Origin of the sequence: Intestinibacter sp., assembly GCF_051866655.1 — a bacterium.
Classification (GTDB): domain Bacteria; phylum Bacillota; class Clostridia; order Peptostreptococcales; family Peptostreptococcaceae; genus Intestinibacter.
This window is the reverse complement of record NZ_JBJDXL010000396.1, coordinates 1-14,046: the sequence shown is the minus strand read 5'-3', so window position 1 is coordinate 14,046 and position 14,046 is coordinate 1. Positions and strand designations below refer to the sequence as shown.

General features: G+C 32.5%; 17 protein-coding genes and 1 riboswitch. Of the genes, 8 read left to right on the top strand and 9 right to left on the bottom strand.

From position 1 onward, the window contains the following. The 4 genes from ACI3VO_RS12055 to ACI3VO_RS12040 all read right to left on the bottom strand — a co-directional run. Positions 1 to 789: GGGtGRT protein (locus ACI3VO_RS12055; RefSeq protein ID WP_439758152.1), on the bottom strand; the 789-nt coding region annotated here is incomplete at its 3' end. An 18-nt stretch (positions 790 to 807) separates the two neighbouring features. Continuing rightward, positions 808 to 1,500, bottom strand: coding sequence for an iron-sulfur cluster assembly scaffold protein (locus ACI3VO_RS12050; RefSeq protein WP_439758151.1), 693 nt, complete (start codon positions 1,498 to 1,500; stop codon positions 808 to 810). Positions 1,501 to 2,043: 543 nt separating this feature from the next. Beyond that, the gene (locus ACI3VO_RS12045) at positions 2,044 to 3,162 is read right to left on the bottom strand and encodes an amidohydrolase (protein ID WP_439758150.1); all 1,119 of its coding nucleotides are present in this window, start codon (positions 3,160 to 3,162) and stop codon (positions 2,044 to 2,046) included. Positions 3,163 to 3,363: 201 nt separating this feature from the next. Beyond that, on the bottom strand, positions 3,364 to 4,572 hold the full coding sequence (locus ACI3VO_RS12040; protein WP_439758149.1) for an L-serine ammonia-lyase, iron-sulfur-dependent, subunit alpha: 1,209 nt from the start codon (positions 4,570 to 4,572) through the stop codon (positions 3,364 to 3,366). 297 nt (positions 4,573 to 4,869) lie between these two features. Continuing rightward, positions 4,870 to 5,038, top strand: a riboswitch (Lysine riboswitch). 172 nt (positions 5,039 to 5,210) lie between these two features. Here ACI3VO_RS12040 and ACI3VO_RS12035 point away from each other — a divergent pair. The 4 genes from ACI3VO_RS12035 to dapD all read left to right on the top strand — a co-directional run bounded on the left by ACI3VO_RS12035 (position 5,211) and on the right by dapD (position 8,821). Then, positions 5,211 to 6,215, top strand: a complete 1,005-nt coding sequence (locus ACI3VO_RS12035) for an aspartate-semialdehyde dehydrogenase (protein WP_320624229.1) — start codon at positions 5,211 to 5,213, stop codon at positions 6,213 to 6,215. Between the two features lie 91 nt (positions 6,216 to 6,306). After that, positions 6,307 to 7,194, top strand: coding sequence for a 4-hydroxy-tetrahydrodipicolinate synthase (dapA, locus tag ACI3VO_RS12030; protein ID WP_439758148.1), 888 nt, complete (start codon positions 6,307 to 6,309; stop codon positions 7,192 to 7,194). A gap of 83 nt (positions 7,195 to 7,277) precedes the next feature. Then, on the top strand, positions 7,278 to 8,024 hold the full coding sequence (dapB, locus tag ACI3VO_RS12025; protein WP_439758147.1) for a 4-hydroxy-tetrahydrodipicolinate reductase: 747 nt from the start codon (positions 7,278 to 7,280) through the stop codon (positions 8,022 to 8,024). A gap of 89 nt (positions 8,025 to 8,113) precedes the next feature. After that, the gene (dapD, locus tag ACI3VO_RS12020) at positions 8,114 to 8,821 is read left to right on the top strand and encodes a 2,3,4,5-tetrahydropyridine-2,6-dicarboxylate N-acetyltransferase (protein WP_439758146.1); all 708 of its coding nucleotides are present in this window, start codon (positions 8,114 to 8,116) and stop codon (positions 8,819 to 8,821) included. Between the two features lie 73 nt (positions 8,822 to 8,894). Here dapD and ACI3VO_RS12015 read toward each other — a convergent pair whose 3' ends face one another. Then, complete coding sequence (locus tag ACI3VO_RS12015; protein WP_439758145.1) at positions 8,895 to 9,089, bottom strand: hypothetical protein; 195 nt, start codon at positions 9,087 to 9,089, stop codon at positions 8,895 to 8,897. Between the two features lie 131 nt (positions 9,090 to 9,220). Between ACI3VO_RS12015 and ACI3VO_RS12010 the strand changes: the two genes are divergently transcribed. The 4 genes from ACI3VO_RS12010 (at position 9,221) to ACI3VO_RS11995 (ending at position 12,298) form a co-directional block, all read left to right on the top strand. After that, on the top strand, positions 9,221 to 9,682 hold the full coding sequence (locus ACI3VO_RS12010) for an RNA polymerase sigma factor (protein WP_439758144.1): 462 nt from the start codon (positions 9,221 to 9,223) through the stop codon (positions 9,680 to 9,682). A gap of 137 nt (positions 9,683 to 9,819) precedes the next feature. After that, entirely contained in the window at positions 9,820 to 10,410 is a 591-nt protein-coding gene (locus tag ACI3VO_RS12005) for a hypothetical protein (protein ID WP_439758143.1), read from the top strand. Then, positions 10,386 to 11,081: an ABC transporter ATP-binding protein gene (locus ACI3VO_RS12000; protein ID WP_439758142.1), complete on the top strand. Its 696-nt coding sequence runs from the start codon at positions 10,386 to 10,388 to the stop codon at positions 11,079 to 11,081. Before ACI3VO_RS12005 ends, ACI3VO_RS12000 begins: the two co-directional genes overlap by 25 nt. Before the next feature lie 2 nt (positions 11,082 to 11,083). Next, a complete protein-coding gene (locus ACI3VO_RS11995; protein WP_439758141.1) occupies positions 11,084 to 12,298 on the top strand; it encodes an ABC transporter permease in 1,215 nt (404 codons plus the stop codon). Positions 12,299 to 12,378: 80 nt separating this feature from the next. Here the strand turns inward: ACI3VO_RS11995 and ACI3VO_RS11990 are convergent, their stop codons facing one another. The 4 genes from ACI3VO_RS11990 to ACI3VO_RS11975 all read right to left on the bottom strand — a co-directional run. After that, the gene (locus ACI3VO_RS11990; RefSeq protein WP_439758140.1) at positions 12,379 to 12,582 is read right to left on the bottom strand and encodes a hypothetical protein; all 204 of its coding nucleotides are present in this window, start codon (positions 12,580 to 12,582) and stop codon (positions 12,379 to 12,381) included. After that, positions 12,555 to 12,749 (bottom strand): hypothetical protein, encoded by a 195-nt coding sequence (locus tag ACI3VO_RS11985; protein WP_439758139.1) that lies wholly within the window; start codon positions 12,747 to 12,749, stop codon positions 12,555 to 12,557. Before ACI3VO_RS11985 ends, ACI3VO_RS11990 begins: the two co-directional genes overlap by 28 nt. A 92-nt stretch (positions 12,750 to 12,841) precedes the next feature. After that, the gene (locus ACI3VO_RS11980) at positions 12,842 to 13,441 is read right to left on the bottom strand and encodes a hypothetical protein (RefSeq protein WP_439758138.1); all 600 of its coding nucleotides are present in this window, start codon (positions 13,439 to 13,441) and stop codon (positions 12,842 to 12,844) included. Continuing rightward, positions 13,438 to 14,046 (bottom strand): TetR/AcrR family transcriptional regulator (locus tag ACI3VO_RS11975; protein ID WP_439758137.1); only part of this gene is annotated, 609 nt, incomplete at its 5' end. The genes ACI3VO_RS11980 and ACI3VO_RS11975, both read right to left, overlap by 4 nt.

The following is a 14,046-nucleotide window of genomic DNA, read 5'->3' as shown; positions in this document are numbered from 1 at the left end:
ACCAGTACCACCACCAGAAGCAACTGAGAAGTATTTTTTACCTTGTTCGATACATTCTTTTTTGTATGTACCTGCAACTGGATGTTGGAATCTAGTTGGGTTAGTTGAGTTTCCTGTTATAGAAACGTCTACACCTTCCATATGCATTATAGCAACACCTTCTCTAACATCGTCGCATCCGTAGCATCTAACTTTAGCTCTGTCTCCGTTTGAGAATGGAGTTTCTTTTACTATTGTTAATTCACTTGTGAAGTAATCAAATTTAGTTTGAACATAAGTGAATCCGTTTATTCTAGATATTATGTAAGCTGCGTCTTTTCCAAGACCATTTAATATAACTCTTAAAGGTTGTTTTCTTACTTTGTTAGCTTTTTCAGCTATTTTTATAGCACCTTCTGCAGCAGCGAAAGATTCGTGTCCTGCTAAGAATGCGAAACATTGAGTATCTTCTTCTAATAACATTGAACCTAAGTTACCATGTCCTAAACCAACTTTTCTGTTGTCAGCAACTGATCCTGGTATACAGAAAGCTTGTAACCCTTCACCTATTGCTGTAGCTGCATCTGCTGCTCTTGTGCATCCTTTTTTGATTGCTATAGCTGCACCTAATATATAAGCCCAACATGCATTTTCAAATGCTATAGCTTGAGTTTCTTTTACTATTTCATATGGATCAAAACCTTTTGATTGACATAATTCTCTACATTCTTCTAATGATTTAAATCCGTATTTTTCTAATACTACTTCTATTTGAGCGATTCTTCTTTCGTAACTTTCAAATAACGCCATTATTTCATCCCCCTTCTATTATTCATGTCTTGGATTTACAAATTTAACTCCATCTGCAAATCTTCCGTATGATGATTTAGCTTTTGCTAAAGCTTCATTAGCATCCATACCACCGCTGATCATTTCCATCATTTTGCCAAGGTGAACGAATTCATAACCTATTATTTCATTGTTTTCATCTAATGCTAATCTAGTAACATAACCTTCTGCCATTTCTAAGTATCTTGGTCCTTTAGCTAAAGTTCCGTACATAGTTCCAACTTGAGATCTTAACCCTTTACCTAAATCTTCAAGACCTGCTCCTATTGGAAGTCCTCCTTCAGAGAAAGCAGTTTGGCTTCTTCCGTAAACTATTTGTAAGAAGATTTCTCTCATAGCTGTGTTTATAGCATCACAAACTAAGTCAGTATTTAATGCTTCTAATATAGTTTTTCCTGGAAGTATTTCAGATGCCATTGCAGCTGAGTGAGTCATTCCTGAACATCCTATAGTTTCTACTAATGCTTCTTGTATTATTCCGTCCTTAACATTTAAAGTTAATTTACATCCTCCTTGTTGAGGTGCACACCATCCTATACCGTGAGTTAAACCTGATATGTCGCTGATTTGTTTAGCTTGTACCCATTTTCCTTCTTCTGGAATTGGAGCTGGACCATGGTTAGGTCCTTTAGTTATAGGGCACATATTATTTACTTCTGCTGAATATATCATAAAATAATTCCCTCCTTAAAATATCTTCGTCTCTTCTATTATAATTAAATTTCTATTTTTTTCAAATACTTATTTTTGTAGCCTAAACCTTCCAAAAAAGGTTATATTACATACTATTCGATTAATTAGTGTATAATATAAAGGTGTGTCCAAGATTTTTCGACAAATTAGTCTATTCTATTGAGGTGTATTGATATATTTTTATTTTTGTGAAAAACGTATGCCCGACATTTATTAATGCACTACATATCTGTATTATTGTCAATATAAAAAAATTTTTTTCTGAAAATTTTTTTTATTAATTTGTAGTTTTCTATGAGAAATAGCTCTTATTTCAATATTTTAGACTGATATTTTCTTAATTTGGATTTAATTTGTTTTAATATTAATTTTTTGCAATAAATTTTACCAACCGAAATTAAAAATTTTACGTTTATACTCAAAAATCACCAAGCTCTTTGGCATCACTACATCCTACAAACCTCAACCCCAAAATCGGTTGGTAACCCAAAAATCACAATCCTATTTCAAAAATTCTTTAATCTATTCCACAGATCCCTTAAACTTAAGCACCTTCACATAAGTCTTAATAGCATCCAACATAATATCCTCATTAAAATCAAACTTCAAGCTATGAAGACCATTTACAAATCCCTTTTCCTCATTACGAGCGCCTTGCATAAAGAATAATCCTGGAACTTCTCTTTGGTAATAAGAGAAATCCTCTGATATCATAAGAGGCTCAGTTTTAACAAATTTTTCCTTGCCAACTGCTTCAACAAATTCACTATATAGATTTTCATCGTTATTTACAGCATAGAATCCATCTTCAATATGTACATTGACCTTGCAATTATATGCAACTTCAAATCCCTTAGCTAATTCCAATAATCTCTTTTTCATTGTATCGTAAATATCAGGATTAAAGCATCTCATAGTTCCTTCTAATCTGACATTTTCTGCGATTATATTTCTAACAGAGCCTGCTGTCATCTTACCAAAAGTGATCACTGCACCCTCCATTGGATTTAAGTTTCTAGATACTATACTTTGAACCGCTGACACAAAGCTAGCTCCTATCATTATTCCATCTACTGTGTTTTGTGGGATGGCACCATGTCCACTTTTTCCTATGATATCGACGTCTATTTCACCGTTTTGAGCCATTAAATATCCAGCCTTACATCCTATATATCCTTCTGGAAAATCTGGGTGAATATGAAGTCCATAAACCTCATCGACGTTGTATTTTTTAAATACGCCTGCCTTCATAAGACGTTCTGCCCCACCAGTGTCTTCTTCCGCTGGTTGGAACACAAACACTATATTGTCATTTAAACAATCCTTGTTGTCGTTTATATATTCTAAAAATCCCAATAATATACTCATATGTCCATCGTGACCGCATAGATGTTGTGGTCCATCATCAGTTGGAAGTGCATCTATGTCTGATCTAAATGCTATAGTTTTTTTAGGATTTTTCCCCTTGATAATACCTACTGTAGCTGTTTCTAGCGGTGTTTCGTATTCTATTCCCAATTTATCTAAATAATCTCTTATGTATTTCGCTGTTTTAAATTCCTCATGTGAAAGCTCAGCTATTTTATGTAAATTAGTTCTATGTTGTTTTACAATTTGATCTATATACGCTATATCTTTCATCAATTTTTCCTCCTAAATATAAATATTCTAATTATTTTTCTAAATTTTTAATAATTTTATTATATATGTTTTGCTTAGATTGTCCAATTTTTTTATAAATAAAACTTGCTCATAAACATAAAAAAAGCTGCTACACATACGACATAACGTAAATGTAACAGCTTTTATTTATTTAGATATTAATTTTTTATTAGTAGATTATTAATCGTCAAATTCTCCACTTTCTTCGTATAATAAAGCGATTCCACCTTTTGCAGTTTCTTTGTATTTTTCCATCATATCTCTACCAGTTTCATCCATTATTTTGACGATTTGGTCGAATTTAATATGGTGAATTCCATCTGATAGTAATGCATAGTTAGCTGCATCTAAAGCTCTTTGAGCTCCCATTGCATTTCTTTCGATACAAGGTATTTGAACGTATCCATAGGCTGGGTCGCATGTCATACCTAGGTGATGCTCTAGACCTATTTCTGCTGCGTATTCTATTTTTCTAAGTGGTCCACCTTTGATGAATGCAGCTGCTGCAGCTGCCATAGCACAAGCAACACCTACTTCACCTTGACATCCTACTTCTGCACCTGATACAGAAGCATTTTGTTTTACTACAACACCCATTAATCCTGCTACTGCAAGACCTTCTTCTATAGCTTCATCATCAAATCCATAGAAGTCTTGTAATGTAAATAATACAGCTGGTAAAACACCTGCAGATCCACATGTTGGAGCTGTTACTATTTCAAATCCAGATGCATTTTGTTCAGAAACAGCTAAAGCATATGCATATAGCATTGAAGTAAGCTGTTTACTTACTTTGTATTGTCTGTAGAAGTTTCTAGCCTTTCTAGCTAATTTTAATTTTCCTGGAATAACTTCTGTAGCTTTTAATCCATCTTCTAAAGATTGTCTCATTGTCAATCTTATATCTCTAAGATAATCCATTATATCGTCGTCATCATATTCTTTAACATAATCAACGAAATTTTTGTGGTTTGTTCTACACCATTCGATTATATCTTCTAGATTATCATGTGGATATACACTTTCAGATGATTGTCCTCTCTTACCTTCTTCTGCTAGAGAACCTCCACCTATTGAGAATACAGTCCATTCGTCTGTTATATTTTTGTCTGCATCTAAGGCTTCAAATTTCATTCCATTAGTGTGGAATTCTTTTACTATTTCTGGTTCCCAAACTACTTCTACCTCTTTAGGTGCAAGAGTTTTTATTATTATAAAGTCAGTTAAGTGACCTTTTCCTGTAGCTGCTAAGCTTCCGTATAAATGTACTCTGAAGCTAGCTGCATCAGGGTTTTTAGAGTTAAATATTTTTGCTGCTCTTTGTGGTCCCATAGTGTGGGAGCTGGATGGCCCTGGACCCATTTTGTAAAGTTCTTTTAATGATTCCATAAATCATTCCTCCTAATAAAAAACTAATTTTTTGATTCACTATATATATAATTATACTTTTTTCTGCAAATAAATTATATAGTTTTTATGAATTTCTACAATTTTACTTTTTTGATATATTTTTTTAATTTAAATTCCTAATTCATTTATTATTTTAAACTATAAAAACGTTTTTTGCTATACCTTTCATTAATTTTTAAATTTTTAAATTTTTTGTAACTTTTTGGTTGATTTTTCCATTCATTTGTAATAACATTAATTCATAACAACTTATTAAAAATCAACGAAAAATTAACTAACCTAAGTAGAGGCGCAATGATTATCAGTAAGTAATGGGAGCTGGCAAGTGTTGATCGTTACTGAAAGGATGATTTGCCGAAGTTTATATCTTGGCAGAGATGTATGCTGGGGTCATGCAGAATATGCATGGGACTGTCACTTATCTAAGTGGGGGGCTACAGGTTTACTTTGATTTATGTTAGCAACGTACAAAGTATTCCTTTGTACGTTTTTTAATCTAAAAAATCTATTTTTTACTGTATCCTTAATACAATATATAACCTCCCCTTATTTATATTCTCTATTTTAGGTAGTTATAATCGATACGAAATACTATAAATTACACGAGGTGATATAAAATGAAAAAAGTTAACGTAGCCGTAGTAGGAGCTACAGGTATGGTAGGTAGAACTTTCTTAAAAGTTCTTGAAGAAAGACAGTTTCCAATAGAAAATATTTATTTTTTCTCTTCAAAAAAATCAGCAGGTTCAACAATAACTTTTGCTGGTAAGGATTACATAGTTGAAGAATTAACTGAAACTGCATTTGATGGAAAAGATATTCAAATAGCATTATTCTCTGCTGGTGGAGCTACTAGTGCAAAATTTGCTCCAATAGCTGCTTCTAAAGGAATAACAGTAGTAGATAACTCAGCTCAATGGAGAATGGATCCAGATGTACCACTTGTAGTACCTGAAGTAAATCCAGAAGCTGTAAAAGAAGTTAAAAAAGGTATAATAGCTAACCCTAACTGTTCTACAATACAAGCTATGGTTCCACTTAAACCACTATATGATAAATACGGCTTAAAGAGAATAGTTTACTCTACTTATCAAGCTGTTTCTGGTTCAGGAGTTAAAGGTGTTAAGGATTTAGAAGATGGAGTTGCTGGAAAACCAAATCAATTCTATCCTCATCAAATAGCATTTAACTGCTTACCACATATAGATGTATTTATGGATAATGGATATACTAAAGAAGAAATGAAAATGGTAAATGAAACTAAAAAAATATTCAACGATGATAGCATAAAAGTTACTGCTACAACAGTAAGAGTTCCAGTTAGAGGTGCTCATAGTGAATCTATAAACGTTGAATTCAACAAACCATTTGAACTTGATGATATATTTGAAGCAATGAAAAATACTGAAGGTGTTGTTTTAGTTGACAACCCAGCTAAAGACGAATACCCACTTGCTATAGATGCTGAAGGTCATGATGAAGTTTATGTTGGTAGAATAAGAAGAGACTTCAGCGTTGATAACGGAATCAACTTATGGGTAGTTGCTGATAATATAAGAAAAGGAGCTGCTACAAACGCAGTACAAATAGCTGAATTATTAGTAAAATATGATTTAGTTTAATATACAAAATACAATTTATTTAGACAACTTAATTTAAAATTTAGAATAAAAAATAATTATTAAGAATATATAAGAAAAAGGGGAGATATATATGATATTTACAGGTTCTGCAGTTGCATTAGTTACACCATTTAATGAAGATAACACACCAAATTTTGAAAAAATAAGAGAATTAGTTGAATACCACATAGCTAACGGAACAGACGCTATAGTTGCTACAGGTACTACAGGGGAAGCTAGTACTATGACAGATGAAGAACAATTAGACGTTATAAAATGTATCGTTGACGCAGTAAACAAAAGAATACCAGTTATAGCTGGTGCTAGTACAAATGATACTAGACATTCACTTAGCTTAGCTAAAGGCGCTCAAGACATGGGAGCTGATGCTTTATTAATAATCACTCCATACTATAACAAAGCTAATAGATCAGGTCTTAAAGCTCACTTTAAAGCTATAGCTGATGCTGTTGATCTACCAATAATTTTATACAACGTTCCAGGAAGAACAGGAGTTAATATAGCTCCAGATCTAGTTGCTGAATTAGCTAACGAATGTGAAAACATAGTTGCTATAAAAGAAGCTAGTGGAGATATAGCTCAAGTTGCTGAAGTTGCTAGATTAGTTCCAGATGATTTCGCTATATACTCTGGAAACGACGATTCAATAACTCCATTATTATCATTAGGTGGTAAAGGTGTTATATCAGTTTTAGCTAATGTTTGTCCACAACAAACTCACGATTTAGTAGCTAAATTCATGGAAGGTGACGTTAAAGGATCTTGCAAAATCCAATTAGACTTAAAAGCTCTTATAGATGCTTTATTTATAGAAGTAAATCCAGTTCCAGTTAAAACTGCTATGAACTTATTAGGATTTGAAGTAGGTCATTTAAGATTACCACTTGGAGAAATGAACCCTAAAAACTTAGAAGTATTAAAACAAGAATTAATAAATGCTGGACTTGAAGTAAAATAAATTAAAAGGTTAATTTAAACAGGGAAGAATCCCACAGGATTCTTCCTTGAAATAAATCAAACTTAAAATTAGGGGGTATAGTCTTGAAACTTATAATAAACGGATACAGCGGAACAATGGGTCAAGTACTTACAAAATGTGTATTAGCCGATGAAGAAATAGAACTTGTTGCCGGTGTTAGCCCACTACAACACGATGTTAACGGTCAATTCAGCACATATTCAACTTTTGCAGAAGTAAAAGAAGATGCTGATATTGTTATAGATTTTTCTAATCCACTTGCTCTAGACGGTATATTAGAATATTGTTTAAATACAAAAACTCCTGTAGTTCTTGCTACTACTGGATACAACGATGAAGAAATGGCAAAAATACACGAAGCTGCTAAACAAATTCCAATATTCTTATCATTCAATATGTCACTTGGCGTAAATATTCTACTTAAATTAGTAAAAGAAGCCGCTAAAAATTTAGCTAACTTCGATATAGAAATAATAGAAAAACACCACAATAAAAAAGTAGATTCACCTAGTGGTACAGCTGTAATGATAGCAAACGCAGTAAAAGAAATCAGAGAACAATCTGAATTTATCTATGGAAGACATGGTCGTACAGGTAAGAGACAACAAAATGAAGTAGGTATCCACGCAGTAAGAGGTGGAACTATAGTCGGTGAACACAGTGCAATATTTGCTGGTAATGACGAAATACTAGAAATAAACCACTCTGCCCGCTCTAAAAACGTATTTGCAGAAGGCGCTATAGCTGCTGCAAAATACTTAGTAAACCAAGATCCTGGTTTCTACAATATGGATGATATGTTAGGTTAATATATCTAATAAAAACACACTTCTGCTATTAATCTTAGAATTAATAGCAGTTTAATTTGAAAAAATAAAAAATTTAAAGGAGATTGAAAATGTTAGATTTAAACGATGCTTATGCAATTGCGAAATTTATAAAAGACGCAGAAAAACAAACACCAGTTAAAATTTATGTTTCTACAACTGCTGAAATAGCTAAATCAGAAGACTTCAAGGTTTTCGGAAACAATGGAGAATATACTTTAATAGGAGACTACAAAACTATAATGGATGCTATAGCTCCTATCAAAGACCAAATAACTGATATGTACATAGAAAACGCAGCTAGAAACTCTGCTATCCCAATGATAAACATGTTAGATATAGATGCTAGAATCGAACCAGGTGCTATAATCAGAGACATGGTTACTATAGAAAAAAATGCTGTCGTAATGATGGGTGCTGTTATAAACATAGGTGCTATAATAGGTGAAGGAACTATGGTAGACATGAACGCTGTAGTTGGTGCTAGAGGAACATTAGGTAAAAACGTTCACTTAGGTGCTTGCTCAGTTGTTGCAGGTGTTCTTGAACCACCTTCAGCAACTCCAGTTATAGTAGAAGACGATGTTGTAATCGGAGCTAACTGTGTAATATTAGAAGGTGTAAGAATAGGTAAAGGAGCTGTTGTTGCTGCTGGATCTGTTGTTACAAAAGACGTTGAACCAGGTGCTGTTGTTGCTGGTTCTCCTGCTAAGGTAGTTAAGATGAAGGATGAAAAGACTGCTGGTAAGACTCAATTAATGGATGATTTAAGAGGATAATTAATTGAAAATAATATATATGCAAAAAGAAGTAGCCATCAACGCTACTTCTTTTTTGTATTCTTTTTAATCTCTAATTATTTAAAGCCTCTTCTCTTAATTTTTTAACAATTTCTACATCTAATTCTAATTTTTCTGCTATAGTATCATCATCAAGCACATCTAAAAGACTTTTTGCATTTTTAATTGTTGCAGTCATCTTTCCCTGTTCGATTCCTTTTTCGATTCCTCTTTTTTCAACTTCTGGATCATATAATGTCTTTGTCATGATATTCACCTCTTCTATTATAGATTATAATCAGAAATAAGTATATTTAAAACTTGTAAAATTTTCATATTTTGACCGCACATTTCATGCACCTAATCCGTTAAACATTATGAAGGGAGGTTCTAAAGCAAATGGATATTGAAGAACAATACGACAAAATATACCGCTATTGCTATTTCAAAATATACGATAAGCAATTAGCTGAAGATATTACGCAAGAAACTTTTCTTCGCTTTTTTAGACAGAATTTAAATATCGACAATAGCAAAGAGTTAGCGTACTTATACACTATCGCTAGGAACCTTTGTATCGATACATTTCGCAAAAAGCCAGTTGAAAGTTTGGATAAAATTGAAGAAGAAGCTACCTACGATCCGTCAGATAAATGGACTGATGGATTTACTTTAAAGTCCATAATTGCCAAGCTTCCAAAGGACGAACAGGAACTTTTGTTACTTAGGTATGCGAACGAGCTTCCTATTAATTCTATTTGCAAAATTACCGGACTTTCACGCTTTGCGATACATCGCAGGCTATCAAAAGCTTTAAAATGGCTAAAGGAAGAATTGAAGAAGGGAGGTTTTTCTGAATGAAAAAAAAATTGAAAAATGATATTCAAAAAGCATTTGAGGCTCCTACACCAAATCAACAGGAAAAAGCGAGATTTTTAAGAACACTACCTAAACCTAAAATCAGTATGTGGCAGTTTATTTTGACACAGGCTACTTTTTTGAGAAAGTCGACATTACTTATTTCTTTGATGCTAATAATACCTGCTCTGTTAGGAAGCTACTCTATTGATTTAAATACTCTATGGGTTATATCGTCGCTTATCCCATTTCTCGCACTCTTAGCTGTTACAGAGAGCACAAGATCTGCTGTGTACGGTATGATCGAATTTGAAATGTCGACAAGATTTTCACTAAAAAGTGTCGTGCTTGCGAGATTGAGTATTTTAGGTATGCTCGACTTTATCATTCTCTGCTGTGTTACCCCTCTATGCTGTATCAGTAGTGAAATTCCATTGTTTCAAACAGCGATATACCTGTTTGTTCCATATCTAGTGACTGTAAACATCAGCTTATGGATAACACGTCATTTTCAAGGCAAGGAATCGATTTATGCATGTATGAGCATCGCAGTCTTAATTAGCGGATTAAATGTAAGCTTACATTTTATTGCGAATTTCATATATCAATTTTCTTACTTTAACTGGTGGCTATTACTAACAGCCATTTTAATCGCAGTAATGATAAATGAATTATCTCGTACTATAAAACAAACGGAGGAATACAGATGGAACTTATCATTGACAGATTAACAAAACAATATAAAAACAAAATCGCCGTAGATCGCATCTCGCTTAAGTTAGAAAAAGGTGTTTATGGTCTTTTAGGTGCTAATGGCGCAGGAAAAACTACCTTAATGCGTATGATCTGCGGTGTACTAAAGCCAACTAGCGGCACAATCACTTTCGATGGTTTTGATGTGTCAACAGAAGAATATCGCTCAGAATTAGGTTATTTGCCACAAGACTTTGGCTATTATCCTGAATTTACAGGAATGGATTTTCTTCTCTATATAGCTGCACTAAAGGGCTTGGATAAATCTCATGCAAAACGCAAGGCTTCTAAATTGCTAGAATTAGTTTCTCTACAGGATAGGGCTAATAAAAAAATCAAGACCTATTCTGGTGGTATGAAGCAACGACTTGGAATTGCACAGGCATTATTAAACGACCCGAAAATTTTAATTTTAGACGAACCAACTGCTGGACTCGATCCAAAGGAAAGAGTAAAATTCAGAGACTTAATTGCAGAACTAGGTAAAGAAAACATTGTATTGCTCTCTACCCATATTATTTCAGATATTGAGCATATTGCAGATACTGTTTTAATGATGAAGGACGGTCAAATTATTTACCAAGGTAAATGGGAAGACAATCGTGAAGATTTGGAAACATTTTATCTAGAACAATTTGAGGAGGAATAAAGATGAAGCAATTATTAAAATTTGAACTAAAAAAAATCTTAAACAAAAAATCAAGTCTAATAGCTATGGCACTCGGATTGTTACTGATAATTGTATCTAATATAGCTTTAATTCGTGGGGAATCCCTATATCTAAGTGAAAAAAATCATTTAGAAGGTGTAGCTGCTATTAAAAAACAAACAGAAATAGAAAATTCTCTAACCTCTGAATTAAGTGAAGAATTTCTCACAGGATTTTTAAAGGACTATCAACTACAATCAAAAAACAATTCTGACGAAGATTATTTTTCTTTAATTGCTCCTAAAACAAATCTTTTCTCAATGATTGCTGCCAATTATACAGAATGGAACGCTAACTGGAGCTGGGAGGATTTAAATAAAATTGATACAGAAAACGGTGTTGGCTTTTATGAAAGAAGAATTGAAAAAATAGATAATCTTTTAAATTCCGAATATTCCTTTGGCAACTATACACAAACAGAAAAGGACTATTGGCTACAAAAGGCTAAATCCGTCAACACTCCATTTAAATGGGGCAGCAAAAATACTTGGGATAAAATTTGGGATAGCATCGGTATTCTATTTTATCTGTTGTTTGTAATCGGTATTTGTATAGCACCAGTATTTGCGGGAGAATACCAAAACCGCACAGATGCCTTGCTATTAGCTACAAAACACGGAAAAAATAAGCTTATTTATGCAAAAATAATGGCTTCTTTTATATTTACTTTCGTCTACGTTGCATTATGCAGTGCCGTAAGCATCGGAATTAATGTAGCTCTATTGGGTATTTATGGTTGGAATTTACCGATACAATTATGGAATACTATTATTCCTTATCAGTACACAGCTATAGAAATTTGTGGTATAAATCTGTTAATTATTTTTCTAACCTCCTTTTTACTTACTGCAATTTCACTATTACTTTCAAGTGCAAATGGAAACCCTATGATCGTTTTGGCTGTAGATGTAATTTTATTTTTCGGTACAATATTTATACCATTCTCTAAAACAATCCGATTGTGGAATCGTATTTTATACTTGTTCCCTATATATTCAGTTAATTTAAAGGATGTTTTGAAAACATATAACAGCTATCAATTCGGCCATGTCGTAATTTCGTATTTAGGAATGATATTTATTGTGTATATGTTAATAACAGTAATTTGCATTTTCCTCACTAGTAAAAGTTTCAAGAAACACCAAGTCGGCAAGTAAAAAAATAATATAATAAGATAGACTAAGTTTTTATACATTATCATAGTCTATCTTATTTATTTTTTTATATTATTTACATACTAATTATTTATCATACCATAACCTTGATTTCCAGTTAGCTGTAAATATGTCTCATAATTGTCCCTTGCTAATTCCAAATACTCTTGAGCATTGCTCTCAACGCTCATATATCCACCTGATGCGTTTATCATATTTATACAATTTTCATAATCATCTATCGCTAATTCTATGTATCCTACTGCATCATACAAATATTCATACATTTCATTGTACTCTTTTCCTCTGTTTTTACTGTCGCTTGTTGGCTAGGAATGTTTGCTTGATCATAAGTATTAATACTTATTTCTTTGTATATATCCATACCAATCATTGCAAATACCACTACTAAAAATGTTATAATTATTATTTTTTTCTTACTTAGATTTTTCATATTATTTTCCTCCTATCTTCGTTTTATTTCTTATACAAGAATTTTATCGGTTTCGAAAATAGGTTGAAACATTGATTCCGTAAAATTTAATTCTATTTATCACCCTTTATATCTATTTTTTCCTTTAAACGTTCACATGATGTTTTCGTTTTACGACTTTTATTGTGATGATGCGCGACACAAGCTGTACAATTTCCATGATACTTACAGCTTTTTTTCCAACAAGGGCAATTTTCACCTTCAAAAAGAGTATATTTTTCATCTAAAGGTTCTCGACATATATTGATTATTTTCACAATCCCAATAACAACAAGTATAACAGACAATGATACGGCTATTAAAAAACAAAGGAAAATAATCCAAATAGAAACACCCTTTGCTGAAAATAAAATGATAATAAGTGGAGCCAAAACTAAAAGTGCTATACCACTTGAAAAAATATTAATCCACTTTGTCATAGCATCAATTTTTTTCTGTTCCACTTTTTTATGATGTAAGATGCCTGATACTAAGCATGAAGATATTAAGAAAGAAGCTATGGCAATGCTACAAATTAAAACAGGAACATAAATTGTATATGAAAATCCATCTCCTGCTAGAAATATCAGTGATAGAACACCAACGATAACACAAAGAATACTTGCTATGATTTTAATTGCACTTATCGAATGAATCTTTTGATTTTTGCTCATTTTATCTCACCACCATTTTCAAATTTTCCATTTGTTAATACGGCAACATCTATATTTAATGTATCTGCAATAATTTGAGGAAGATAATCAAGATTTATAGGTATATTTTCTTTCGGGCTACCATTTCCATAGTTTAATGCTCCTAAAGAACCATAAATTATGTAATTTGCATAAAAGTCTGTATTTTCGATAGATAATACTCCCTCATCTATACCACTTTTTAAAGTATCTGAAAGAAGTGGAACTAATTTAGCCGTCATTTTTTCAGTCAGTTTATTTAACATAACTTGATTAGATCTTGTAAAAAAATTTTCTAATCCTTCTGTCTTTAAAGACATTTCTTTTATAATACTCAAAATATTTATAAACTTTTCGCTAAAAGTACTATTAGATTTACAAAGTGTAAGGGTGATTGCATCTACGTATTGCTGAGCCCATTTTTCAACAAGTGCATTTAAAAGTTCTTCTTTACTTTTAAAACTACGATAAAACATTCCTTTCGCACCACCTACAGCATTCATAATATCGCTGATAGAAGTTTCCTCATATCCTTTTGTAGTGAAAAGCTCTTGCGCCACACTTAAAATTTCATGTTCCCATTGTTC